This window comes from Williamsia soli (assembly GCF_017377795.1).
GTDB classification, from domain to species: domain Bacteria; phylum Actinomycetota; class Actinomycetes; order Mycobacteriales; family Mycobacteriaceae; genus Williamsia; species Williamsia soli.
Window position 1 is genome coordinate 257,778 of record NZ_JAFRDR010000004.1, and the last position, 23,891, is coordinate 281,668.

A 23,891-nucleotide genomic window follows, 5' to 3' on the forward strand; every position below is an offset into this window, starting at 1 on the left:
TGCTTACGGGTGAGAACTCCGAAAGGACAGTCATGCAATCTAACACCATGCGGGCAGTGGTCCTGGATGCCCCCGGTGGCCCCGACGCACTCCAGATCCGAGACCTGCCCATCCCCACACCGGCAGATGGCTGGGTCCTGATCAAGGTCAGAGCCTTCGGCCTCAACCGCTCCGAACTGCATACCCGTCTCGGGTTGGCCCAAGGTGTCACGCTGCCCCGGGTTCTGGGTATCGAGGCCGTGGGTGAAGTCGTCAAATGTCCTGACGGCCGATACCGGAAGGGTCAACAGGTCGCCGCGATGATGGGCGGGATGGGCCGGACATTCGATGGCGGCTATGCCGAATACACGTGTGTGCCCGTGGCCCAGATCATTGCGTTTCGCAGCGATCTCGAGTGGCGCATCCTCGGCGCTGTTCCAGAAATGGTCCAGACCGCGTACGGCTCCCTGACCGTGGGACTCGATGCCCAGCCAGGGCAGACGCTGCTCGTCCGTGGTGGTACGTCGGCAGTCGGGATGGCTGCCGCGATTCTCGCCAAACGGATTGGGATGACAGTCATCTCCACCACCAGAAATCCGAACCGAGTCGAATCGCTGCTCGAGATCGGCGTGGACCATGTGGTCCTCGACGACGGTGACGTGGCTTCAGCCGTCCGCGGCATCGTCCCGGAGGGAGTCGACAGCGCGCTCGAACTGGTGGGTACCCCGACGTTGCCCGATACCCTTCGGGCGGTGCGTGTCAAGGGCATCTGTTGCTTCACCGGGATGTTGTCCAATGTCTGGACGGTGCCGGACTTTTATCCGATCGAGTACCTGCCCAAGGGCGTTCGCCTCTCGGCCTACAGTGGTGACGCCTCTGATCTGCCGGCCGAGGTGCTACAGGGTTTTCTTGACGACGTGGCCGCCGGTCGGGCCATGGTTCCGCTGTATCGATCCTTCTCGCTGGATGAGATCCGGGAGGCGCACGCGATCATGGAATCCGGCGACGCAGTCGGAAAGATGGTTGTCACTATTCGTTGATTTCGTCGATGACGCGCTGCATCCGCTCGAGTTCGTCGGCGCTCATGCCGAACGCAGCCATCCGGCCGATGGGTATCGACGCCATCATCTGGGCCATATCGATGCCCGCAGCCTCGCCGTTGCCATCCGCCTTCATCCCGCCAGGAGCATGAGCGGCCAGATACTCGAGCAGAGATGCGGCATTCGGATCGGCCATGAGCTCAGCGAAAGTCGTGTCCATCGTGAGCGGGATCTCGACGGGGTCGCCGGCGATGGTGACTCGTGCGGTCGCGCGGATATCGCGACTCGACGCGCCTGCACTGACGTCGTATTCTCCGTTTTCGACGAGCCACTGGTGAGTGCGTACATCCCAGTACGCCATCGCATCACGTTCGATCGATACCGTGATCCTCTCACTGGAGCCCGGCTGTAGATCCACGATCGCAAACTCCGTGAGTTCGCGCACCGGGCGCGCGACGGTCGATTCGCTTTTGGACGTGTAGATCTGAACCACCTCGCGGCCGGTACGGTCGCCGGTATTGGTGATGGTCAGACGCACACGAACTTGAGAGGCATCGACGTCGACGATGAGGTCCGAGTAGTCGAAGCTCGTGTAGGACAAGCCGTGACCGAACGGGTATGTCACGTCGATGCCGCGTGCCTCGTACCATCGATAGCCGACGAATTGTCCTTCGCCGTAGAGGATGTGGGAGTTCTCGCCCGGAAAATTGAGATAGGCCGGTGTGTCCTGTAGTCGAGCCGGCACCGTCTCGGTCAACCTGCCGGAGGGGTTGACCCTGCCGTACAGGACGTCTGCCAAGGCTCCACCGGCGGCTTGGCCGAGCAGTGCGCCGTCGAGGATCGCGGGTGCCAGCCGCGCGACCGGTTCGAGGCGTACGACACCGCCATGGGCGAGCACGGCGACCGTATTGGGCTGGCGTGCGACTACCTCGGCGAGCAGAGCGAGCTGCTCGGTCGGCAGCTCGATGTTCTCGCGGTCGAAACCTTCGGACTCCTGGGTAGCCGCGAGACCCAGGAAGACCACCGCTACATCTGCCGCGGCAGCTGTCTCGACGGCTGCCGGGCGAAGGAAGTCGTCATCGGAACCGTCGGTGGTGAACCCGCGCGCAAACGACACTGTGTCAGGGCTTGCCAGAGCCCGGATCTCTTCCAGGGGTGAATCAACCTCGGTTGGGTTGACATGCGAGCTGCCGCCGCCCTGATAGCGCGGAGTCGCAGCGAAGTCACCGATCACTGCGATGTGGTGTCCCCTGCTGAGCGGAAGCACTGCAGCGTCGTTCTTGAGAAGAACAATGCATCGACCGGCGACCTCGCGAGCCAGTGCGTGATGGGCGGTTCGGTCGGGGTCTGCGACCGTGACATTTCGGCCCTGGAGCGCCCTTCCCCCGAGTCGGGCCATGGCGGCAGCTGCTCGATCGACGGGTGCCGAATCGAGCGTGCCGGCTTCCGCTGCGGCCACCACAGCCATATCGGGGACGTCTGTGCCGCCGGGCATCTGGAGGTCGAGCCCGGCCGCGACCGCGGCGACGCGGTCTCTGACAGCGCCCCAATCGCTCACAACGACTCCGTCGAATCCCCACTCGTCGCGAAGAACGGTCGTCAGCAACCAATGGTTCTCGGCTGCGTAGACCCCGTTGATGCGGTTGTATGAGCACATCACGGTCCACGGATCCGAGGTTCGGACGATGTGTTCGAAGGCCCGGAGATAGATTTCGCGCAGGGTCCGCTCGTCGACATCAGAACTCGCCCGCATCCGGTCGTGCTCGGCATTGTTGGCGGCGAAATGCTTCAGCGACGCACCGGTGCCGGTGCTTTGCAGACCTTCGACCCAGGCACTTCCCAAGACTCCCGTCAGGACGGGGTCCTCCGAGTAGTACTCGAAATTCCTCCCGCAGCGTGGGTCGCGCTTGATGTTGATCCCCGGGCCGAGAAGCACGTCGACGCCAAGGTTCCGGGCCTCGAGTCCGAGCGCCTCACCAACCTTACGAACAAGCTCGCGATCCCAGCTTTGTCCCAGCCCCACTGCCGGCGGGAAACATGTGGCTGGCTCGCTGCCGGCCAATCCGAGGTGGTCTGTCGCCCCCGTCTGCCTGCGAACGCCGTGCGGTCCGTCGGTGAGCACCATCGACGGCACATCACCGATCGCTTTGGTGGTCCAGAAATCGGCGCCGCTCCCGAGCGCAGCCTTCTGCCGTATCGGCAGACCAGCGTTCGACGAAGTGCTCATGTGCGCTCCCCGAGGTAGGTGGCAGGTGTGGTCTTCCCCTCAAAACAGTACGCCATTCGGTTTTCGGCGACATCGGCGTTAGGGTCGACACATGGCTGAGCGAGGCGCGTACACGAAAGGCGTTGCCAAGCGAGAAGAGATCGTCAATGCGGCACTGGCGGTCGTGGCCCGCGTCGGTTACAGCCGTACGACGATCCGCGAGGTGGCCAGCGCTGTTGGTCTGAGTCAGGCCGGCCTACTGCATTATTTCGGTAGCAAGGAGCAACTCTTCGTCGAGATCCTGAGCCGGCGCGACGAGGTGGATCGCCGTGCGTTCAGCGGCAGGAACGAAGCCGACGATCCGGCGGCTGATGCTGCAGAATCGACCGTCAGGCTGGTTCGGCACAACGCCGACGTCCCGGGACTCGTGCAGTTGTACTCCCGGTTTTCCTCGGAAGCTGCCGAACCAGACCATGCGGCGCACGACTACTTTCGCGACCGTTACCTAGAAACCCGAACACTGCTGGAAGACAGCATCGGCCGCATGCGTGAGGCAGGTCGCCTCCGCAGCGAGCTCAGCACCGAGCAGCTTGCCGTGATCATGGTGGCCTTGATCGACGGACTGCAGATGCAGTGGATGTACGACCCTGCTGTGGACATGGCCGACCACGTTGCTCACCTGTGGTCGCTGATCACGTCACCGGCAGATCCGGACGGCCCGAACTGATCGGCGGCGCCGGCAGGCCCGGACAAATCACCGATCATTTATCGAACTCTTTTCGACACAGGGAGAATTATGAGCGACCTGAATGTGAACCTCGCCAGCATTGCGTTGGTGCTGGTCGACCTTCAAAATGACAACGTCCACCCCGACGGTGCCTATGCATCCTTCGGCGCCGCCGACCACGCCAAGGAGCAGAACTTGCTGGAACATGTGGGCGATTTGCTCGCGTGGGCGCGGAGCAAGTCGTTGCCTGTCATTCACAACCACATCGTCTCACTGCCGGGCAGGACATTTGGTGGTTCGAATGCCCCGATCTTCAGGATGATCGGTCCCGATTCGTTGCGGCAGGGATCGTGGGGCGCTCAGTCGCTTGAAGGTCTCGAGGCACTCGACGACGAACCCGTGTTACAGCGAAACAGGATGAGTTGCTTCAACGGAACGATGCTTGACGTCCTGCTCCGCAACCTGGGCGTCACTGATGTGATCGTTGCTGGTGTGTGGACCAACATGGCCGTCGAACACACCGTTCGAGACGCTGCTGACCACGGGTACCGCGCGATCCTCGCGACGGACGCCACCTCCAGCCTGAGTGCTGAATGGCAGACCGCGGCTGAGAGTTTCGCGCTGACGAACATCGCCGAGATGGCTACCACGTCGGAGATCATCCACGGCGCGTAGCCGCCGGCTGAGGGGGTGCGTCAGCGGCTCATGAATTCGCGGATGCTTCTTGCGACACCGGTCGGGTCGAGAACGTGTGCAAAGTGACTCTGTCCGGGTAACACAACCTCGGCCACATCGGGAAGAGTTGATTTCAAGTACTCTGACGCACCGATTAGATGTGCTGGGCTCACCTCGCCGACCAGGAGGAGGCTGCGCACCGGCAGTTCGGCGAACTCCGCCAACACCGATGTGGTCGCGTCGATCTCGGCAAGTTCACGCGTCCACGTCGGTGTCAGGTCGAGGAAGCCCGCCCAGAGCGGTGTTGCTGCAAGGCCGTCGGTCTCCTCTTTGCTGATGCGTAGAAAGTTCTCGGCTGCGATACGCATTGCACCGTCGTAATCGCGGATATCGATTGCCTCGGCGTAGTCGGCGAGATGATCGCCCGCTACGGGACCGTCGACAGGGAGCGGTGGTTCGTACATCACCAAGGAAGAGATTTCGGCACCCAGACGGACTGTCTCAAGGGTGCATATCGCGCCGAAGGAATGGCCGACGAGAACCGGTGGGGCGCCCGTATCCCGCTCTGCGACGGCAAGAACGGCCGTGATGTCCGCCGCTTCCGTACGCAGTTCGTACCGCTCAGCGTCGCCACTGAGCCCCCGACCTCGTCGATCGACGAGGTACACCGAGTGATCGGCTGCCAGATCGGCACCCACCTGGAGCCACTGTTCGCCGGTCGAGATGCTTCCGTGCACGATCACCACCGGCGGTCCGCTGCCCAGTCTGCGATAACCGATCAGCGTTCCGTCGGCGGATTGAACTGTGTCGGTTGTGATCTCGGATGTCGTATCCGTTACCTCGGTCATGAAGGGTTCCTTTACAGGATAAGCGGCCGGCCGGATATTGGACTCGAACCCTCGCTATTTAAGGATCCGGAGGCTGTGCTCCTCGACGTATTCGCTCATGCCCGCGGTTCCGAATTCCCGCCCGATCCCGCTTTGCTTGATACCGCCGAACGGCATCCGCAGATCGAGGGAATCGAAGGAGTGGGTGTTGACGAACGTCGATCCGGCCTCGATGCGACGAGCGACCTCGAGCCCTCGGTCGGTATCGGTGGTCCACACCGATGATCCCAAGCCGTACTCGGAGTCGTTGGCCCAATCGATCGCCTGATCGAGATTGTCGTAGGCGATGAGCGGCACTATCGGCCCGAACTGCTCACATGTGCTGATGGCTGAGTCGTTGTCGGCATCCCGGATCACATGTGGCATCACGTAATAGCCGTCGGACGCCGAGTCGAGCTTTTTGCCGAGCTGCACGGTCTTTGCCGAGGTGTTCTTGGTGGCTTCGATAAGTGCTGTGACGCTGTCGTATTGGGTTTTGTTGTTCAGGGGGCCGAAGCTGGCTGCTTCGTCGAGTCCGTGGCCCACCGCATAGGAGTCGACCCGTTCGCAGAATGCGTCGGCGAATGCGGCGTAGCGGGAGCGTGGGACGTAGATGCGTTTGACGGCAAAGCAGATTTGACCGGTTCGGGTGTAGACGCCCTTGAGCATGCGGTCGAGGGCGGCATCGATGTCGACGTCGTCGAGTACAACGGCGGGATCGTTGCCGCCCAACTCCAGAGTGATGTTCTTGATCGTGCCCGCTGCCGACTCCATGACCTTGCGGGCGGTGGCCACGCCCCCGGTGAATCCGACCTTGCGGACCAACGGATGCGAGGTCAACGCTGCGCCGACGTCGGTGTGGCCGTGGACGACATTGACGACTCCGGCGGGAAGATGACGGGACATGCGCTCGAGGGCGATGGTCAGGGCGGCCGGCGCAAACGGAGAGGGTTTGATGACGATGGTGTTGCCGGTGGCCAGTGCCGGAGCGAGCTTCATCATGGTCAGTACGACGGGCATGTTCCACGGCACAACCGCGGCCACCACGCCGCGGGGCACTCGCTCGATACTGATGAAGCTTTGCTCGTCGTCGTACTGGACGGGCTCGAAGAAGCCTTCGATGAGGCTCGCCGTGTGCTGTAGGACGCCGGTGCCGAGCCCGAAGTCCGTCTGTGCTTCCCAGAGCATGCCACCGTGCTCGCGAACCAACTGGGGCGCCAGGTCTTCGGCGGAGGCTGAGAGGGCATCGGCGGCTTCGAGGAGAAGACGCGCGCGTTCTTCGTGGGGGACGTTTTTCCAAGTCTGGTAAGCCGTGTGTGCTGCTGTGACAGCGCGGTTCACATCATCGACCGTCCCGACAGCGACCCGGGCGGCCAGTTCTGACAACCGTCCGGGATCTTGGACGTCTGTGTATTGATCCACGGACGTTAGGGCGCCGTCGATGAGGTGGCCGACTGTGAGGAGTTCACTCGTGGTGGTCATTGGGAGTTCCTAACTCGAGGGTTTTGGTGTTTGGCGGAAGGTCAGAAGACGACAACGGGCTTGATCGTCGAACCGTTTTCGGAGTCCGCGAACGCGGTGTTGATGTCGTCGAGGGTGTAGTTCTCAATCAGCTTGTCGAACGGGAACCTGCCTTGGCTCCAGAGGTCGACCAGGCGGGGGATGAACTGTTGCGGCACGGAACTGCCCTGGATGATGGTTTTGAACGTCCAGCCCTTGACCAGAGACGCCCCGATTTCGAAGGTGACCTCGGTGCCGGGAGCTGCTGCACCGACCAGTGCGACGGTGCCGCCGATTCCGAGAGAATCGGCCGCCTGACGTAGCACTGAGGGAACGGCCGTGGTGTCGATCGCGTAGTCGAGACCCTTTCCGCCCGTGATCTTGGCTATTTCTTCGACGACGTCCCCGGTGCGGCCGTTCACGGTGTGGGTTGCCCCGATCGTCGAGGCGAGTTCGAGTCGGGAATCGTGGAGATCGATGGCCACGATCGTCGTGCATCCGGCGATCTGGGCGGCCATGATCGCGGCAGAACCGACGGCGCCAGTGCCGAAGACCGCAATCGAGCTGCCGGGAGCCGGGCGTAGATCGTTGAGAACTGCCCCGGCACCGGTCTGAAGACCGCATCCCAACGGGGCGAGTGTCGCGAGCGGAGCGCTGCGATCAACCTTGATGACGCTGTTCTCGACCACGTTCGCGTAGGTGGCAAAGGCCGACTGACCGAAGAAGTGCGACGAGATCGGCCCGCCGGCATCCGATAGCGCGGTGGTTCCGTCGTGCCGGCGGCCTCCGAAGTCTTCGGCGAAGAGATTCTCGCAATAGGCCATCCGACCGGCGCGGCATTGCACGCACTTGCCGCAGTAAGCGGCAGACAGGACAACATGATCACCGGCTTCGACCGTGTAGACCTCGGACCCGACGGCTTCGACGATGCCGGCCCCTTCGTGTCCGAGCACTGCGGGCAAAGGTGTGGGGTAGACGCCGTCGCGGACAATTGCGTCGGTGTGACAGACGCCGGTGGCCACGAGCTTGACCCTGACCTCGTTCGGATGCAGATCGTCCAGATCGAGGTTCTCGATGGTCAGTGGCTCTCCCGTCTGGCGGGCGACGGCGGCGGTGATGTTTGTTGTCACTGGTTCGCTTTCATGGAGGTGATGGGGTCGTTGGTATCGACAATGCTGGTGGTGTGCGCGGTGGCAGGGAGTGGGACGAGCTACGGACACCCGCTGTGACTACAGTCACTATGTGACATAGTGAGTTCCAAAGTCAAGAAAAGTGACACATTTAGTTCGAGTGTTTGTTGGATCAAGGCAAGGAGAGCCTGTAGATGCGACCACGTGCGTTGGTGTTCGACCTGTACGGGGAGTACTTCCGCTACTCCGGGGGAGCGGCGAGACTCGCCGCCCTGACCGAGTTGATGGGAGTGTTCGGAGTCGAACCCGCGACGATTCGTGTCGTGATGGCGCGTCTTCGCAAGGAGGGGTGGTTCGACTCGGTGAAGAGCGGTAGGGAGGTGACCTACCGGCTTAACGAGAAGAGTTGGACGCTGCTGGACGACGGGCGGTCCCGGATCTTCGAGCGTCACTTCGATCAGTGGGATCGCAGTTGGACCCAAGCGCTGGTCGATGAAGAGAACCTCGATCGTGAGCAGCGTGTCCGCATTGAAAAAGCGCTGACCTGGCACGGCTTTGGGCGCTACGCCAGTTGCGCGTGGTTTTCCCCTCATGATCGGGAAAAAGAACTCCGCGAGATGCTCACCGGCGCCGACGAACTGCGTATCCAGTTTCTCCGCAGCCGCTCCGCGGGTTTGCCCAGTGATCGATTGATCTCCGAGAGGTGCTGGGACCTCCAGGGACTGGGTGCCGATTATCAAGACTTCATCGAAGAGTTCCAACCGCAGCTCGCACGCTATCGACGGGGTTTGAGCGGCACCGATGCGCTGGTCGAACGCATGAAACTGATCCAGGAGTACCGCCGCTATCCGTTCCGTGACCCGGACCTGCCGGAGTCGCTCTTACCAACGGGGTGGCGTGGGCGAACGGCTCATGCAGTGTTCACCGAATGCCACGACCTCCTGCGACCGAGTGCGGAGGCATATGTGTCCGAGGTGGCCGGGCTGGACAGCGGTATAGGCGACGCGGCGGTGCAAGAAAAAGTAGACATGTAACAGTTTCGTTGACATGGACGTTTTATATGTCACATAATGATTTGGCTTGGCCCGAGAGCCGGGGCCGCACATCTCGAAGGGCCGACACTGATGTCACGTACCGATCTGAACCAGCCATCCGACTCCGCAGCGCTCCGAATTGCTTGCATCGGCGGCGGGCCCGGTGGGCTGTTCACTGCGATAGCGATGGCGCATTCGGTGCCGGCGGCAACTGTTGACGTCTTCGAAAGAAACAGAGAGAGCGACGTATTCGGCTTCGGTGTCGTATTCTCCGATGCCACACTCGACCACATCGACACAGTCGACCCGGTGCTGCGGGACACCCTGGCCGATCACGGCCGACGATGGGACACCATCGAGGTGCGCGCGAAAGGCGAAACGATGGCCGCGGGCGGCAATGGCATGTCCGCGGTCCATCGACGAGTGCTCCTCGGTGCGCTGCGTGAGCGTGCACTCGAATTGGGTGCGAGACTGCACCACTCGGCGGACGTCACTGTCGATGAGCTCGACGCTCGGGGCGACTTCGACCTCATCGTCGCCGCTGACGGCACCAACTCTGCTGCCCGTGAGGCATTCATTGACAAGCTCGACCACTCTGTCGAGACGGCCGCCGTCAAGTTCATCTGGTTCGGCACCACGTATCAGTTCGAACGTTTGACCTTCCTACACATGGAATCTGAGCACGGAAACTTCGCTGTGCACGCATACCCCATCGGTTCGGACCTCAGCACGTTCATCGTGGAGACCGACGAGCAGACGTGGCGACGTGCCGGGCTCGACGGCTTCGACATGTCGTCGCCGCCCGGTGAATCAGATGAGGTGACCAAGCAGTACCTCGAATCGCTGTTCGCCCAGCAAATAGACGGACACAAGTTGGTCACCAACAATTCGCGCTGGTCGAACTTCCGTACCCGACGGACGCGCCACTGGCACACCCGGACGGACCGGGGCACACCGGTGGCGTTTCTAGGAGACGCCATGCACACCGCCCACTTCTCGGTCGGGTCTGGAACAAAGATGGCCATGGAGGACGCCGCAGCTCTTGCTCAGTCAATCGCTGAGCATCCCTCTGACCTGGAAACAGCTATGGCAGCATTCCAAGACGCGCGGCGTCCGCAAGTCGCGAAAATCCAGAACTCGTCGATTCCGAGTCTGTCCTGGTGGGATCACTTCGGTGAGTACTACCGCGGGCTTGAACCCTGGCAGTTCGGGTTTCACTTCTTCAGCCGCGCGATCTCGGCGGCCAAGATGGGAGTCCGTGATCCGGCGTTCGTGCGATCTGCCCACGAGGCATGGGAGCAGCGGCACGGTGCGAGTCCGCTGGCAACACACCTCACAATAGGAGCTACTGAGTTCGCGACCCGACTTCTGGAAGTGATCGACGAGACCGAGGACACCCTGACGCTGGGATCTGCGGGGCAGTCCCTGACCGCCGGCTCAGACTCGGGTCACGGACCGGTCAGGCTCTATCTCGCGTCGGACACCGAAGGCACGTCGTTGCCGGCAACCGCCACGACCCGACTGGACGAGCTCTGTGGGAGCAAACCGGACGCCGTGGTGGTTCGCGGCGGAACGCCCCTGTCACGTGTCCTCAGCGCCGAGCGCGTTCGCCTTCGATACGGCATCCCTGTCGTCGTCGTCGACGGCCCGGACTCCGTCCGCGCACGCCGCGCGGTCGACGAAAATGATTGCGCTGCAACATTGATTCTGTCCGGACGTGCAGACGCGGTGGCATTCGAGGTCGATGCGGAGTCGCGTGTTCGGAATCGCGTACACGCCGAGGTCGCGAAATGACGGTCACCGTAAGAACCCTGACCGAGGGCGATGTTGTCGACTCGGCGGGCAATCTGGACGCGCTGTTTGCGCCGACGTCGATCGCTGTTGTCGGGGCATCGTCGTCTGCCGGCAAATTGGGATCGGTCATGCTCGCTGCGATCAACCGAGGCAAATCGGGATCTGTCACCTCGGTGGGCATCAATCCGAAGGGCGAGGGAGACGGGTTTGAAACCTCCCTCGCGGCGGCAACATCTACCCACGGGCGCGCCATCGATCTGGCCGTGATGTGCATACCGGCAGTGGCCACCCCCGACGCCATTCGCGAAGCCGCCGACTGTGGAGTGCGGGCAGCGCTCATCTGCTCCGGAGGATTCGCGGAGGCCGGCCCGGAAGGAAGCCGGCTGCAGGAAGAACTCCGGACAATCGTGGACTCGACAGGTATCCGTCTGCTCGGCCCGAACACCTCCGGATTCTTTCGGCCGGCGATCCTGTCGGTCAGTTTTGTGCCGACTGTCGAGTACATCAGGCCCGGTCCCGTTGCGGTCGTGGCCGCCAGCGGGGGAATGAACCATGCCCTGTCGTTCCTGCTCTCGGAGAGTGGAGTCGGCGTGGGCCTGGGGGTAGGGCTGGGCAACAGCGTCGACGTCACGTCCGTTGACGTCCTTCGATATCTGCACCGGGACGAGACCGTCAGGGCCATTGCGCTGCATGTCGAATCCATCGACGACGGAGAGGCCTTGCTCGCGGCAGTCCGAGACGTGAGTGCCGACAAACCGATCGTGGCGATCGTGGTCGGAAAAGCTGATGTCTCGGCGTTTTCGGAATCACACACCGGGGCGTTGGCGACGTCGTGGCGTACCACCCGAGCGCTTCTGGCAGAAGCCGGCGCCGTCGTTGTCGGCAGTGAGCACGAACTCGTCGACGCGCTGGCCGTGCTGAGCCGTACGCGCCTTCCCGCGTTGCAGGACCCGGGGATCGGCCTGGTGACTGCTCAGGCCGGGCCCGGCCTGATGATCCTCGATGACCTGCTGGCCGGCGGCGTCCGCGTGCCGCCACTGGCCGAACAGACCACGTCGGCACTGGCCGAACTGCTGCCGCCGATGACATTTCAATCCAATCCAGTCGATACCGGACGTCCGGGCGCAACGTTCGGTCGAGTCTTGGACGTCGCCTCCGCGGACGGTGGTATCGATGCGCTCGCGGTGTACGCGCTCGCTGAGCCCGACGTGATCGATCTGGCAGCAGTGGTGGGTGAATCCAGCGCCCTCGCTACGGTCCCTGTGGTGCTGGGCATTGGTGGGCCGTCCCAGGTGACAGCTGCATCAACTGTGCGCGCTGCCGAGCTGGGTGTGCCGGTCCGTTCGAGCCCGACCTCATTGGCTGCGGGGGTCCGGGCGCTCGTGCAGGATTCGCGGGTGCGCTTCCTACATGGTGTGGACGCAGAGACAGCAGCACCTGTTTTGAGGATCGCGCTCCCGGCCGATGAGGCCACCGCGAAGGACGCACTGGACGAGTTGGGGTTCGCGACACCGAAACGACATGTATGTAGCAGCCGGGATGGGGCCCACGCAGCACTGGCGGCCCTGCAGGCGCCCGTGGCGGTCAAGATCCTTGACGCGGCGGTCCTGCACAAGACGGATATCGGAGGTGTGCATCTCGGTGTCCGCACTGCCGATGATCTCGATCGTGCCCTCGACGCACTCGACGGCATCGGCGCGGCCGCCTATCTGCTCGAGGAGATGGCGGATTCCGGAGTCGACCTGTTTCTCGGTGTTCGCCGAGATACGGTCTTTGGGCCGATTGTTGTTGCCGGCGTTGGCGGTACGGCTGCAGAGGCAATTGGCGACGTGACGATCAAGAGTGGGCGCGTCACGCCTACCGGTGCGGCGGCGATGCTGGAAGAACTGCAATTCGCGCCGGTCTTAGATGGCTGGCGAGGTGGCCCGACACTCGACAGGAAGCAATTCGCCCGGCACGCAGTCACGCTGGCCCAGTGCCTGCAATCCCATCCGGAAATCCAGGAGATCGAGATCAACCCCTTTCGCTTGACATCGGCCGGGCTGATAGCCCTCGATGCCGTGATCGTGCCGGCCGCCGAGAACAGTGCAGGAGATCAGACATGAGTACTCGAACCCCGATGTCGATTGAGGGCGTTGTGCCGTGGCCCGACGAGTACGCGTCGAGATATCGAAGCGCGGGCTATTGGCAGGGAAAGGCTTTGGGCGCCTACATCTTCGAGAAGGTTGACCAACACCCTGACACCGAGGCTCTCGTCGACGGCTCCGTCAGACTCACGTACCGACAGCTGTGGGACAGAGCCGCATCGTGCGGCCAGGGTTTGTTGGATCTCGGCATACGGCCCGGTGAGAGGATTGTGCTCCAACTACCCAACTGCTGGGAGTTCGTTGCCTTGACGCTCGGATGCTTCAGGGTCGGCGTCATACCCGTGATGGCCCTGCCTGCGCATCGCAGGCATGAACTGACCCATCTCTCGGCATTGTCCGAGGCGGTCGCGATCGTCGTCGCAGACGTCGACCGGGATACAGATCTTCGAATAGTCGCACAGCAAGTCGCGGTCGAAGTGCCGACCGTTCACTCGGTCATGGTGCACGGTGAACTGTCGGTGGAACAGCCTGACGGTGGCGGGGTGCCGGAGCACAGTCTTGCGGCCGTCACTGACACTCAGCGCCACTTCGTCGACGACGAGTACGAACCGCGGGGATCGGACGTGGCGTGTCTGCTGCTTTCCGGGGGTACCACCGGCTTGCCGAAGCTCATCGTCCGGACCCACGACGACTATGCCTACAACGTCATCCGATGTAACGCTGTGAGCGGCATCGACTCCGACACTGTCTATCTGGGAACGCTCCCTAGCAGTCACAACTTTCCCCTGGCCTGTCCGGGAATCCTCGGAGCCCTATTCGCGGGTGGTCGCGCCGTCATGCTGCCGTCGCCCGCCGCCGACCGAGCACTGCGAACGATCGAAGACGAGTCGGTCACCATTGCCGCAGTGGTGCCCGCTGTGGCTCAGTCGTGGATCGAACACCAGCGTGAGCACCACACCCTGTGCGGACGGAGTCTGCGTGTTCTTCAGGTGGGCGGGTCGCGGATGCCCGATGAACTCGCCGCTCGGGTGGAACCGGTTCTCGGAGCACGTCTTCAACAGGTCTTCGGCATGGCCGAGGGGCTGATCAACATGACCCACCTCGACGATGACCTCGAAGTCATCACCAATACGCAGGGGCGTCCGGTCAGCGAAGCGGACGAGATCATGGTCGTCGATGATCAGGGCGCTCCGGTGCCTGACGGTGTGCCCGGAGCGCTGCTGACCCGTGGCCCGTACACGCCTCGCGGATACTTCCGGGCACCCGAACACAACGCTCGATCGTTCACGCCCGACGGGTGGTATGGGAGCGGCGACATCGTGGTGCAACGACCCGACGGGAACATGGTCGTCGCCGGGCGTGACAAAGACATGATCAACCGTGGCGGCGAAAAGATCTCCGCAGAGGAAGTCGAGAACTTCGCGTATCAGGTCGAGGGTGTCGAGATGGCGGCTGCCGTAGCGATGCCCGATCCAAAATTGGGTGAGCGGCTGTGCCTCTATGTGTCGGTCGCAGAGGACCGAGAGGTGGCCCTCGTCGACGTCGTCAACGTGATGAACGCTGCGGGGGTCGCGAGGTTCAAGATCCCCGAGCGTCTGGTGATCGTGGACCGGATGCCGACGACCAAGGTCGGCAAGATCGACAAGAAGGCAATTCGAGAGGACATCCGCGAACGGCTCGAGTCAGCCGTGACGCGGTCGAGTTCAGCTTCTGTGGAGGAGGATTCACAATGACCGACATCGAAACCGGTATCGAAGACGAGCAACTGGACAAGCTGTATCGGGACTTCGAGACCGAGAACTTGATGCCCTTGTGGACACAACTGGGTGACCTGATGCCCATGGTGCCCACGTCCAAAGCTGTCCCCTTCATCTGGAAGTGGTCGACTCTGTATCCATTGGCGAAACGGGCAGGCGATCTGGTTCCGGTCGGTAGGGGAGGCGAGCGGCGCGCGATCGCGCTCGCCAACCCCGGGCTCGGTGGAGTGCCCTACGTGTCACCCACGCTGTGGGCGGCGATCCAGTATCTCGGACCGAAGGAAGTCGCTCCCGAACACCGGCACGCACAGAATGCTTTTCGGTTCGTTGTCGAGGGCGAGGGTGTGTGGACAGTCGTGAACGGCGATCCGGTGGCGATGCGGCGCGGCGACTTCCTGCTGACCCCGGGATGGCATTTTCACGGCCACCACAACGAAACAGACCAACCGATGGCATGGATCGACGGATTGGACATTCCCTTCGTCCACTACACCGACACGGGTTTTTTCGAATTCGGATCAGAGAACGTCACCGACGAGTCGACCCCGGACATCTCACGATCGGAAAGGCTTTGGGCCCATCCCGGACTGCGCCCCTTGGTCGGGCTCGATGCGAAGACGAGTTCTCCCATCGCCGCCTATCGGTGGGTGCATACCGACGCTGCGCTGACCGAACAACTCGAACTCGAGGATGAAGGCTACGCGGCCACCACCGAACCGGGGCACGCCGCGGTTCGGTACACGAACCCGACCACCGGCGGAGACGTGATGCCGACTATGCGGGCAGAGTTTCACCGGCTTCGCGACGGTGCCCGCACTCGTCCGAGGAGGGACGTCGGATCCACCGTCTACCAGGTGTTCGAAGGGCGTGGCCGGTTTGTGCTCGACGGTCGCAGTACATCAGTGGAGACCGGTGACATGGTCGTCGTGCCGTCGTGGACGGAGTGGTCAATCGAAGCAGAGAGCCAATTCGACCTTTTTGCATTCTCTGACGCCCCGATCGTCGAGAAGTTGCATTTCGCAAGAACATTGATAACCGAAGGAGCCTGACACTCATGAAGCTCGCAACCCTGCGCCGCGGTGACACGACGGTGGCCGTCCGCGTGAACGACAATGCGGCGACCGTCATCGATGGCTACATCGATCTTTCCGAACTCCTGGCCAATCCGGATTGGCGTGCCGTCGCTGACAGCGCCAACGGTGAGGCGATCGACCTGAACGGCGCGGACTATGCTCCCGTTGTTCCGCGGCCCGGCAAGATCATCTGCGTCGGCCTGAACTACGCCAACCACATCAAAGAGATGGGTCGGGAACTACCCGAGTTCCCGACGTTGTTCGCGAAGTTCCGCGAGGCCCTCACCGGCCCCTACGACGACGTGGTCGTTCCCGCATACGCCGCGGCTGCACTCGATTGGGAAGGTGAGCTGGCTTTCGTGATCGGCAAGACCGCCTACCAGGTCTCGGAGTCCGACGCGGAGGACTACATCGCCGGCTACTCGGTGATGAACGACTACACGATGCGCGACTACCAGTATCGGACGCTGCAGTGGGACCAGGGCAAGACCTTCGAGGCCAGCAGCGGTTTCGGTCCGGTACTCACCACCACGGATGCATACACGTTCGGCGGCAAGCTCGAGACCAGGCTCGACGGCGAGCTCATGCAGACAACCACGACTGATGACCTCGTCTTCACGCCGGCCAAACTCGTCGAGTACATCTCGCACATCGTCACGCTGCAAGTGGGAGACGTCGTCATCACCGGGACGCCCGGAGGCGTGGGCCACGCGCGCAAGCCGGAGGTGTACATCCAGGACGGGCAGACCGTCGAGGTCACAATCGAGGGCCTCGGTTCGGTGCGCAACAAGACGATCGTGAAATAGAGAGTTGTCAGACAACAGCTTTCACACTCTCTCGCTGGACGAGCGGCTGCTCATGGCCCGGCGTGGAACAGCATACTTCGCACAGAAGCTCGCCGAGCTGACCGATGCGGAACTGAGTGGACCGACGTTGCTGGCCGGATGGTCTCGTCGTCATCTTGTCGCGCACGTCGGCTACAACGCTGCAGCGCTGTGTCGCCTCATGGATTGGGCGGCCACGGGCCAGGAGACCCCGATGTACGAGTCGACCGAGCAGCGCGGTCGAGAGATCGAAGAGGGCGCCACACTCAGTGCCGCCGCACTACGGAACCTGTTCGACCACACCGTGGCCAGGCTCGACCAGAAGTGGCGCCACCTCCCGGAGGCGGCCTGGTCGGCTGAGGTCAGAACCGCTCAGGGCCGGGTGGTGCCGGCATCGGAGACCTGCTGGCTCCGGACCCGGGAAGTCTGGATCCATGCAGTCGATCTCGACAACGGCGCTCGCTTTGGAGATCTCCCGGATCCTGTTCTCGAGTCTCTTCTCGACGACATCGTCGGGATGTGGCGGAAGAAAGAGCTGGCGCTCGGGCTGGTCCTGCAGGTCGTCGGGCGCCCAATGGTTGCAGTACACGATGATTCGTCACCGCAGACGACTGTCACCGGTGATCTTGCCGGCGTTGTCAGGTGGGCCGCGGGTCGCGGCGACATCGGGATCGACGTCGTGGGAGCGGTCACCGAACCGCCACGGTGGCTGTAGCGCGGCCGGAGCTTGTTCTAGAGCTGCGAGGCGGCGCCCTTGACCCTGTTCGGTACTTCCCACGTCGCGGCCATGGCGCCGTCCGGATCGAGTTTCGTGAGGATCGAGCCCGCGATCTTGGACAGCTGACTGATCTGCGAGGGTGTGAGGGCGTCGAGGACACGCTCGCGTACGACTGCCACGTGTCCGGGAGCGGACGCTTTGATCTTCGTCATCCCGGTCTCGGTCAATCTGATGTTTGTCGCACGGGCGTCGTCGGGACATGGGAAGCGCACGATCAATCCCCGGCCCTCGAGGCGGCGAGCAACGTGCGAGAGCCGCGGCACCGTTGCGTTTGTCTGCTGTGCCAATGCCGTCGTTCGTAACGTCTGATCGGGAGACTCTGAGAGTTGCGATAGCGCGAAGTATTCGAAGTGTGTCAACTCCGCGTCACGGGTCAGTTGACTGTCGAGGACGCCAGGTAGTAGCTCGACCACGGCGATCAGTCGCACCCAGGCCGTGAGTTCTTCGTCTGATAGCCACTGTGTCTGCATCGTCACATCGTAGCCGATTACTTGACGCAACAACCTTTACGGGTTAGCTTTTAGTTGTAGCAACAACTAAAAGGAGAGCGCAATGACACACGTGAGCATCATCGGTACAGGAAATATGGCTCAGGCGATCGCCGGTATCGCAACCAAGGGGGGCAACACCGTCGAGCAGTTCGGCCATGCCGACACAGACAAGCGCATCACCGGTGACATCGTTGTTCTGGCCGTGCCGTATTCGGCTGTGGACACCGTCCTTTCGGAGCGTGCAGACCAGTTCGAAGGCAAGGTTGTCGTAGACATCACCAACCCGCTGAACTTCGAGACTTTTGATTCTCTGGTCGTGCCTGCGGACGGTTCTGCCGCTGCTCAGATCGCTGCCAAGATTCCCGGAGCTCATGTTCTGAAGGCCTTCAACACAAACTTTGGTGGGACGCTGACGGCCGGCGCTGTAGGCACCAACCCGACCACTGTCCTGATCGCAGGAGACGACACCGACGCCAAAGCCTTGTTGGCGGGAATCGTGTCCGCTGGTGGTCTCCAGGCCGTCGACGCAGGCAGTCTGGCGCGAGCTCGTGAACTCGAGGCGCTGGGCTTCCTTCAGCTCACGCTGGCCGCGAGCGAGAAGATTTCGTGGACCGGTGGTTTCGCGGTCATTTCCTGACCCGCGCATTCTCGTACTGAAAGAGGAAGATCATGACTATCGACGCCGTCCGCCTCAACCACGCGGTGCTCTACGTCTCCGACCTGGAGAACAGCATCGCGTTCTACCGCAATGCCTTCGGAATGGAGGTGATGGCGCGGGAACGCCGTGCCAACGCCGCATTTCTGAGGCTGCCGAGATCGGGAAATCACCATGATCTGGGTCTGTTCGGCGTAGGTGCCCGACCGCGGCCGGCGCGTGGGGCACTGGGTCTCTACCACCTTGCTTGGCAAGTTGACACGATCGAGGACCTCGACAGTGCCCGAACGACTCTGGAATCCGTCGGAGCCCTCACCGGTACGTCGAGTCACGGCGCCACCAAGAGCGCGTACGGGCGCGATCCCGATGGCAACGAGTTCGAAGTGATGTGGATGCTTCCCAAGTCCGACTGGGGTGCTTTCGCGAACGCGGCACCCGTCGATCATCTGAACATCGTTGCCGAAGTGGAACGCTGGACTGGCGTAGCCACCGCCGGCGAACTCGTACCTGTGGAGAATCACTCGTGACTGTCGGGACGTACGCAGAGCCTGTTGTCGCGACCCGCGGGTCCACTGATCCGGGCGCACCGCTGGTCGTGCTTCTGCACGGCCGAGGTTCCAACGAACGCGACATCATCGCCCTCGCCGCTCACCTACCGCGAGGTGTCGCCTACGCCGCGGTACGGGCGCCGATCGCGGAGGGTGGTGGCTATGCCTGGTTCGCGAACCGCGGCATCGGACGCCCAATTGCATCATCTCTGGAGTCGACGACGGGCTGGTTCGAGGACTGGCTCGATACTGCGGCTCCGATCGGGCGGCCGGTGATTCTGGCCGGTTTCAGCGGAGGTGCGGCATTCGCCGGTGGACTGATCCTCCGCGCCCCGTCGCGATTCCATGGGGCCGCGATCCTTTACGGCACCCTGCCCTTTGACGCGGGCGTCCCCGTTGACCCAGGTCGCCTTGCTCACCTGCCTGTCTTCGTCGCGCAGGGTGATCAAGATCAGGTCATTCCAGCGGAATTGCTCTCACGCACTTGGGACTACCTGCTGTCCGAATCGGGCGCTCCCACCGTCGCACAACGCGATCCCGGCGGGCACGGAGTGAGTGGTGAGATGGTGTCGGCACTGGGTGAATGGATCTTGCATCGACTCGATTTCATGTCTCGCAGTGGCGTGCCCGTGGCGGGGCCGCGCACCAACGTCACCTGGCCCACCCTCGCCAACGGTCAGCTCCCGCTGCGACGCGGCGATCGTCCCGTCGTGTCGTGGACCATTCCGCAGCAACAACTTTCCGACCATTCGCCCGTCGAGCTGCAGGAACGGCTCGTGAAGACGATCGAAGCGCTACCCGGGGTGTCGGTCGAGCCGTCTCACATCTCCGTCCCCGGGGCGCGCGCATTCGTTCTCGACGATCACAACGCAGGGACCGAGACATTTCTGGTTCCGTCGGCGGGCGAGTTTGCTCATCTGCATCCACCCTACGATGGTTCGCTGCATCTCGTATTGCCGGCCGAGCTGGCTGCGGACCTTGTCACCAGGGGGTGGGGGCGAATGCACCCCTGGGCCGGTAGTCGCCTCGCTGTCGGGTTCGTCATGGTATTTGGACCGCGTGACGAGAACGAGCTGACCACGGTCGAAGGCATTGTCGCGGCCAGTCATGCGCTTGCTGCCGGAACTGAGGCGTGAGCGTCGACCCGGCATTCGCAGAGCACGCGCTGAGGACGGCTCGAGAACACCGCGTCACCAGAGATCCGTTCAGCGACAGTGATCCATCCCTGAAGGAGGACTGGGGATATGCGGTTCAATCGCTCGACCGGCAATACCGGGAATCGCGCGGCGAGAGGGTAATCGGAGCGAAACTCGGTTGACCAGCGCTGCAAAGCAACGCCGGATGGGTGTAGCGACACCAGTCGTCGGGTTTCTCACCGACACGATGATGGTCGACCCCGAGAGTGCGCAGAATGAACTTCGGCAGTGGACGCAGCCAAAGATCGAGCCCGAGATCGCTTTCACGACCGCACATCCGATCGACGAACCGATATCGCTGGATGACGTCACCCGCTTCGTCGAGACGGTGTGCGTTGCGGCCGAAATCGTCGACTCGCGCTATACCGGGTACCGCTCTGGGCTCGCCGACGTGATCGGCGACAATACCAGTGCCGCCGGCGTCGTACTCGGTACGCCGTATCGGCTTGGCGACGTCGGAGATCTGGCGACTCTGCGGTGTTCGGTCAAGGTGAACGGTGCCGTGGTCCACCAAGCGCATGGCTCCGCGATCTTCGGAAACCCGCTTCGATCACTGGTCCTGCTCAGCGAACACCTGGCGCGGTGCGGTGACGTGCTGCCCGCCGGTTCGGTGGTACTGGCAGGAGCCGTCACGGACGCGGTCCCACTCGAGCCGACATGCCAATACCGGCTTAGCATCGACGGCTTGGGCGAGGTATCGGTCGACCATTGACATTTGCGACGCCGCGCCCGCGCCGATTCAAGTGGCATGCTGCAACATCCTTGGCACTAAGTGTGAGAACTGCCGTCCCAGGCCCTTGATGAAAGCGGGGAGTCGCACGGCTGCGAATGCGATGCCCAACCACAGCGCGATGGCGTCAGTTAGTGCAGTGCAAGCACCTGGACGGGTCGAGCCGATAATCGGTAACTATGTCGGCTCAGCGCGAAGGGCTGGGTCGTCGACCATTATCGACACCACATGCCGGGGTATGCCCGCAGGCGAGACGTCGGATCTGTTCAAGCGCCTCTGCGAACGCGCGTTGGCTCGTAGTCGCTCGTTCTGAGCGCGTCGCCCGCGATCGACAACCTCGCGCTACTGCTGTGACCACCACAGCATGGCTCGGTCGGCGCTTGATTCGGCCTTGGCGCGTTCGTCGCCCATGCCGACGAAGTGATTGACTGCCATAGGCCGCAACACCATGGAGACAGGGTCGGCGAAGTGGTCGAAGTGGCCGGCCATCTCGAGGGTGACGAAACCGTGTACGACGCTCCACAGCTCGGCCGCGATCTGGTCGCTGTCGATGACCGAAACCCGCCCGGATTGCAGCAATCTCCCGCAGGCATCGGCGAGTGCGGCGTATGCGATTGCGAATCCGCGTGCGGTGTTCTGGACGGGCGATTCGACGTATCGATAGGTACCTCGCGTCGACAGTCCAAACATCATGTCGTACAGGTGGGCGTTGCTCTGGGCCACGCTGCGCGTGGACAGGGCCATGGCGAACAACTGCACCCCAGGATCCGGATCGGCCTGGGCTGCGGCCGTCATGGCGGCCGCCAGCTCGGAGTATCCGTGGGCCACTACGTCTTGCAGCAGCTCTTTCAGTCCACCGAAGTGGTGGTAGACGGCGATGGTGGAGACTCCGGCGGCGTCGGTGATGGTGCGGACCTTGAGTTGCTCGGGGCCGGACTCGGCCAGCAGGGTGACTGTCGAGCGGATGAGGCGTTCGCGCACCGATTCGCCCCGTTCGGGTTCGTGTTGTTCCTGTGCGCTGCCCACCCGCCCATGCTTTCACATGGGTCGTGATGGCCTCATCAGCGAGCGCGACCAGCTGCCGGCGTCTCTTTAAAGCTGCTGTCTACGTGGTATAACTTCATTATGCTGACGATTCGCCAGTCCATGACCGGGTCCGTGAACAAGACTGCCGTGCTCATCACGCTCTGCATGGCGGTGTTCGTCGTCAACGTCTCGACGACGATCATCAACATCGCGCTGCCGACGCTGGCCACCGAGATCGGTGCGTCGACTCGGGATCTGCTGTGGATCGTCGATGCGTTCAACTTGGCGTTCGCCGCGTTGGTGCTGGCAGGTGGTTCGCTGAGCGACCGCTTCGGTCGCCGGCCGATGCTGCTGATCGGGCTCGGGGTGTTCCTGATCGCCTCGGTGGGTGGGGCGCTGAGCAGTGGCTCCACAACGCTCATCGCCTGGCGTGCGGTGGCCGGTGTCGCAGCAGCGATGGTGTACCCGGTGACCCTGTCGATCCTGGCCAACGTATTCACCGAGCGCTCAGAGCGGGTGAAAGCGCTGGGTTTGTGGGGCGCAGCCACGGGCCTGTCCGTCGCGGTTGGACCAGTAGTCGGGGGCGCGCTGCTCGAATCGTTCTGGTGGGGTTCGATTCTCGTGTTCAACGGCGCGGCCGCAGCCGTTACGCTGCTGTTCGCCCTGCGGTTCGTGCCTGATTCCCGCGACCCGGCGACCCCTCCGCTGGACTATGTGGGGCTGGTGCTGTCGACTGTTGCGCTCGGGACCCTGGTCTACTCGATCATCGAGGCACCTGATCGTGGGTGGGCGTCGGTTCCGACCCTCGTCGGATTCGCGGTTGCTGCGGTCATGTTGACCATCTTCGTGTTGCACGAGATTCGCGTGGAGCATCCGATGCTCGATGTGCGACTCTTCACCAACCTGCGATTCACCGCTGCGAGCGGCGCGGTCACGAGCGCGTTCTTCGCGCTCTTCGGCTTCATCTTCCTGGTGACGCAGTACTTTCAATCCGTCCGGGACTACGGCGCGCTCGAGACGGGTGTGCGGATGTTGCCCGTCGCCGGATCCATCGCGGTTGCGTCGGTGCTCGGTCCGCGCCTCGCGGTGCTCATCGGCTCGAAAGTGGTTGTCGCGCTGGGTCTGGTGTCACTCAGTGCTGCCTTCGGATGGGCATCGACACTGTCCGTCGACACCGGATATTGGAGCATCGTCGGGCAGATGGTCTTGCTCGGTGCGGGCATTGGATTGACGAGTACGCCTGCAACGGAAGCGATCATGGGTGTGGTGTCGCCGGAGAAGGCGGGCATGGGTTCGGCGGTGAACGATGCCACCCGCGAACTGGGCGGGACTCTGGGTGTAGCGGTGATCGGGTCAGTGGCGCTGTCGGTGTATCGCGATCACCTGCATGCCGAGTCGCTTCCCGAGCAGTTGCAGGAACCGGCGCGCGAGTCGGTGGGAGCGGCTCTCGCGGCGTCGGAGCGGGCCGCTGCGATGTTCGGCCAACTCGGTGCCGACGTGGGAGCCCGCCTTGCCGACACTGCACGCCTGAGTTTTGTCGATGGCTTCACCACCGGGTGCGTGGTCGCGGGCGTGGTGACAGCCGTCGCGGCGGTGCTCACCCTGATCTACCTGCCTGCCCATCCCACCGCACCGAGCGGCCCTGAACTCGACGATACGAGCCTGGCTCCGACAACTGAGAAGCCATCGGCGGAGGCTTCAGACGTCACCGACTGAACTTCTGTGACCCCAGGCGCTGGCCGGCGTGCACAGTATCGTTGACACCTGAAGCATCG

21 protein-coding genes are annotated in these 23,891 nt (G+C 62.8%); 15 read left to right on the forward strand and 6 right to left on the reverse strand.

Translation table 11 applies throughout. The annotated features are described in order from the left end of the window. The first annotated feature begins 32 nt into the window (after positions 1-32). Positions 33-1,019, forward strand: a complete 987-nt coding sequence (locus tag J3S28_RS13195; RefSeq protein WP_207841202.1) for a zinc-binding alcohol dehydrogenase family protein — start codon at positions 33-35, stop codon at positions 1,017-1,019. On the opposite strand, the gene J3S28_RS13200 is transcribed toward J3S28_RS13195, so the two are convergent. Further along, positions 1,009-3,246 (reverse strand): glycoside hydrolase family 3 C-terminal domain-containing protein, encoded by a 2,238-nt coding sequence (locus tag J3S28_RS13200; protein ID WP_207841203.1) that lies wholly within the window; start codon positions 3,244-3,246, stop codon positions 1,009-1,011. The two genes, J3S28_RS13195 and J3S28_RS13200, sit on opposite strands and share 11 nt — an antisense overlap. A 91-nt stretch (positions 3,247-3,337) precedes the next feature. Between J3S28_RS13200 and J3S28_RS13205 the strand changes: the two genes are divergently transcribed. Continuing rightward, positions 3,338-3,952, forward strand: a complete 615-nt coding sequence (locus tag J3S28_RS13205; protein WP_207841204.1) for a TetR/AcrR family transcriptional regulator — start codon at positions 3,338-3,340, stop codon at positions 3,950-3,952. Positions 3,953-4,021: 69 nt separating this feature from the next. After that, on the forward strand, positions 4,022-4,627 hold the full coding sequence (locus J3S28_RS13210; RefSeq protein WP_207841205.1) for a cysteine hydrolase family protein: 606 nt from the start codon (positions 4,022-4,024) through the stop codon (positions 4,625-4,627). A gap of 20 nt (positions 4,628-4,647) precedes the next feature. Here J3S28_RS13210 and J3S28_RS13215 read toward each other — a convergent pair whose 3' ends face one another. From J3S28_RS13215 to J3S28_RS13225, 3 genes are read right to left on the reverse strand one after another with little or no spacing between them, the layout of a single operon-like run. After that, positions 4,648-5,475 (reverse strand): alpha/beta fold hydrolase, encoded by an 828-nt coding sequence (locus J3S28_RS13215; RefSeq protein ID WP_207841206.1) that lies wholly within the window; start codon positions 5,473-5,475, stop codon positions 4,648-4,650. A gap of 54 nt (positions 5,476-5,529) precedes the next feature. Further along, positions 5,530-6,975 carry an aldehyde dehydrogenase family protein gene (locus tag J3S28_RS13220; protein WP_207841207.1) on the reverse strand — a complete coding sequence of 482 codons (1,446 nt, stop codon included), beginning with the start codon at positions 6,973-6,975 and terminating at the stop codon, positions 5,530-5,532. Between the two features lie 41 nt (positions 6,976-7,016). Beyond that, positions 7,017-8,123 (reverse strand): NAD(P)-dependent alcohol dehydrogenase, encoded by a 1,107-nt coding sequence (locus J3S28_RS13225; protein WP_207841208.1) that lies wholly within the window; start codon positions 8,121-8,123, stop codon positions 7,017-7,019. A 194-nt stretch (positions 8,124-8,317) separates the two neighbouring features. Between J3S28_RS13225 and J3S28_RS13230 the strand changes: the two genes are divergently transcribed. The 7 genes from J3S28_RS13230 (at position 8,318) to J3S28_RS13260 (ending at position 17,407) form a co-directional block, all read left to right on the forward strand. Next, entirely contained in the window at positions 8,318-9,157 is an 840-nt protein-coding gene (locus tag J3S28_RS13230) for a PaaX family transcriptional regulator (protein ID WP_207841209.1), read from the forward strand. A gap of 90 nt (positions 9,158-9,247) precedes the next feature. After that, on the forward strand, positions 9,248-10,951 hold the full coding sequence (locus tag J3S28_RS13235; protein ID WP_207841210.1) for an FAD-dependent monooxygenase: 1,704 nt from the start codon (positions 9,248-9,250) through the stop codon (positions 10,949-10,951). Continuing rightward, positions 10,948-13,056 carry an acetate--CoA ligase family protein gene (locus tag J3S28_RS13240; RefSeq protein WP_207841211.1) on the forward strand — a complete coding sequence of 703 codons (2,109 nt, stop codon included), beginning with the start codon at positions 10,948-10,950 and terminating at the stop codon, positions 13,054-13,056. The genes J3S28_RS13235 and J3S28_RS13240 overlap by 4 nt, the downstream gene beginning before the upstream one ends. Beyond that, complete coding sequence (locus J3S28_RS13245) at positions 13,053-14,771, forward strand: (2,3-dihydroxybenzoyl)adenylate synthase (protein ID WP_207841212.1); 1,719 nt, start codon at positions 13,053-13,055, stop codon at positions 14,769-14,771. The genes J3S28_RS13240 and J3S28_RS13245 overlap by 4 nt, the downstream gene beginning before the upstream one ends. Beyond that, positions 14,768-15,844, forward strand: a complete 1,077-nt coding sequence (locus J3S28_RS13250) for a cupin domain-containing protein (protein WP_207841213.1) — start codon at positions 14,768-14,770, stop codon at positions 15,842-15,844. The genes J3S28_RS13245 and J3S28_RS13250 overlap by 4 nt, the downstream gene beginning before the upstream one ends. 5 nt (positions 15,845-15,849) lie before the next feature. After that, positions 15,850-16,674, forward strand: coding sequence for a fumarylacetoacetate hydrolase family protein (locus tag J3S28_RS13255; RefSeq protein ID WP_207841214.1), 825 nt, complete (start codon positions 15,850-15,852; stop codon positions 16,672-16,674). Positions 16,675-16,726: 52 nt separating this feature from the next. Next, positions 16,727-17,407, forward strand: coding sequence for a maleylpyruvate isomerase family mycothiol-dependent enzyme (locus J3S28_RS13260; protein ID WP_207841412.1), 681 nt, complete (start codon positions 16,727-16,729; stop codon positions 17,405-17,407). A gap of 17 nt (positions 17,408-17,424) precedes the next feature. Here the strand turns inward: J3S28_RS13260 and J3S28_RS13265 are convergent, their stop codons facing one another. After that, entirely contained in the window at positions 17,425-17,940 is a 516-nt protein-coding gene (locus J3S28_RS13265; protein ID WP_207841215.1) for a MarR family winged helix-turn-helix transcriptional regulator, read from the reverse strand. Between the two features lie 82 nt (positions 17,941-18,022). Between J3S28_RS13265 and J3S28_RS13270 the strand changes: the two genes are divergently transcribed. From J3S28_RS13270 to J3S28_RS13285, 4 genes are all read left to right on the forward strand, one after another. Then, positions 18,023-18,598 carry an NADPH-dependent F420 reductase gene (locus J3S28_RS13270; protein WP_207841216.1) on the forward strand — a complete coding sequence of 192 codons (576 nt, stop codon included), beginning with the start codon at positions 18,023-18,025 and terminating at the stop codon, positions 18,596-18,598. A gap of 32 nt (positions 18,599-18,630) precedes the next feature. Then, entirely contained in the window at positions 18,631-19,143 is a 513-nt protein-coding gene (locus tag J3S28_RS13275) for a VOC family protein (RefSeq protein WP_207841217.1), read from the forward strand. Beyond that, positions 19,140-20,300, forward strand: coding sequence for a luciferase domain-containing protein (locus tag J3S28_RS13280; RefSeq protein ID WP_207841218.1), 1,161 nt, complete (start codon positions 19,140-19,142; stop codon positions 20,298-20,300). The genes J3S28_RS13275 and J3S28_RS13280 overlap by 4 nt, the downstream gene beginning before the upstream one ends. A gap of 205 nt (positions 20,301-20,505) precedes the next feature. After that, positions 20,506-21,072 (forward strand): 2-keto-4-pentenoate hydratase, encoded by a 567-nt coding sequence (locus J3S28_RS13285; RefSeq protein ID WP_207841219.1) that lies wholly within the window; start codon positions 20,506-20,508, stop codon positions 21,070-21,072. A gap of 360 nt (positions 21,073-21,432) precedes the next feature. Here J3S28_RS13285 and J3S28_RS28745 read toward each other — a convergent pair whose 3' ends face one another. Further along, a complete protein-coding gene (locus J3S28_RS28745) occupies positions 21,433-22,116 on the reverse strand; it encodes a TetR/AcrR family transcriptional regulator (protein WP_207841220.1) in 684 nt (227 codons plus the stop codon). 99 nt (positions 22,117-22,215) lie between these two features. Between J3S28_RS28745 and J3S28_RS13295 the strand changes: the two genes are divergently transcribed. Beyond that, complete coding sequence (locus J3S28_RS13295; RefSeq protein ID WP_237341495.1) at positions 22,216-23,832, forward strand: MFS transporter; 1,617 nt, start codon at positions 22,216-22,218, stop codon at positions 23,830-23,832. The last annotated feature ends 59 nt before the right edge of the window (positions 23,833-23,891 follow it).

Coding starts and splice junctions, on each gene's coding strand:
- J3S28_RS13245 (WP_207841212.1), top strand. CDS start 13,053: ATGAGTACTCGAACCCCGATGTCGATTGAGGGCGTTGTGCCGTGGCCC.
- J3S28_RS13285 (WP_207841219.1), top strand. CDS start 20,506: ATGGGTGTAGCGACACCAGTCGTCGGGTTTCTCACCGACACGATGATG.
- J3S28_RS13235 (WP_207841210.1), top strand. CDS start 9,248: ATGTCACGTACCGATCTGAACCAGCCATCCGACTCCGCAGCGCTCCGA.
- J3S28_RS13215 (WP_207841206.1), bottom strand. CDS start 5,475: ATGACCGAGGTAACGGATACGACATCCGAGATCACAACCGACACAGTT.
- J3S28_RS13195 (WP_207841202.1), top strand. CDS start 33: ATGCAATCTAACACCATGCGGGCAGTGGTCCTGGATGCCCCCGGTGGC.
- J3S28_RS13260 (WP_207841412.1), top strand. CDS start 16,727: ATGGCCCGGCGTGGAACAGCATACTTCGCACAGAAGCTCGCCGAGCTG.
- J3S28_RS13265 (WP_207841215.1), bottom strand. CDS start 17,940: ATGCAGACACAGTGGCTATCAGACGAAGAACTCACGGCCTGGGTGCGA.
- J3S28_RS13240 (WP_207841211.1), top strand. CDS start 10,948: ATGACGGTCACCGTAAGAACCCTGACCGAGGGCGATGTTGTCGACTCG.
- J3S28_RS13230 (WP_207841209.1), top strand. CDS start 8,318: ATGCGACCACGTGCGTTGGTGTTCGACCTGTACGGGGAGTACTTCCGC.
- J3S28_RS13200 (WP_207841203.1), bottom strand. CDS start 3,246: ATGAGCACTTCGTCGAACGCTGGTCTGCCGATACGGCAGAAGGCTGCG.
- J3S28_RS13295 (WP_237341495.1), top strand. CDS start 22,216: ATGCTGACGATTCGCCAGTCCATGACCGGGTCCGTGAACAAGACTGCC.
- J3S28_RS13250 (WP_207841213.1), top strand. CDS start 14,768: ATGACCGACATCGAAACCGGTATCGAAGACGAGCAACTGGACAAGCTG.
- J3S28_RS13210 (WP_207841205.1), top strand. CDS start 4,022: ATGAGCGACCTGAATGTGAACCTCGCCAGCATTGCGTTGGTGCTGGTC.
- J3S28_RS13270 (WP_207841216.1), top strand. CDS start 18,023: ATGACACACGTGAGCATCATCGGTACAGGAAATATGGCTCAGGCGATC.
- J3S28_RS13205 (WP_207841204.1), top strand. CDS start 3,338: ATGGCTGAGCGAGGCGCGTACACGAAAGGCGTTGCCAAGCGAGAAGAG.
- J3S28_RS13255 (WP_207841214.1), top strand. CDS start 15,850: ATGAAGCTCGCAACCCTGCGCCGCGGTGACACGACGGTGGCCGTCCGC.
- J3S28_RS13275 (WP_207841217.1), top strand. CDS start 18,631: ATGACTATCGACGCCGTCCGCCTCAACCACGCGGTGCTCTACGTCTCC.
- J3S28_RS13220 (WP_207841207.1), bottom strand. CDS start 6,975: ATGACCACCACGAGTGAACTCCTCACAGTCGGCCACCTCATCGACGGC.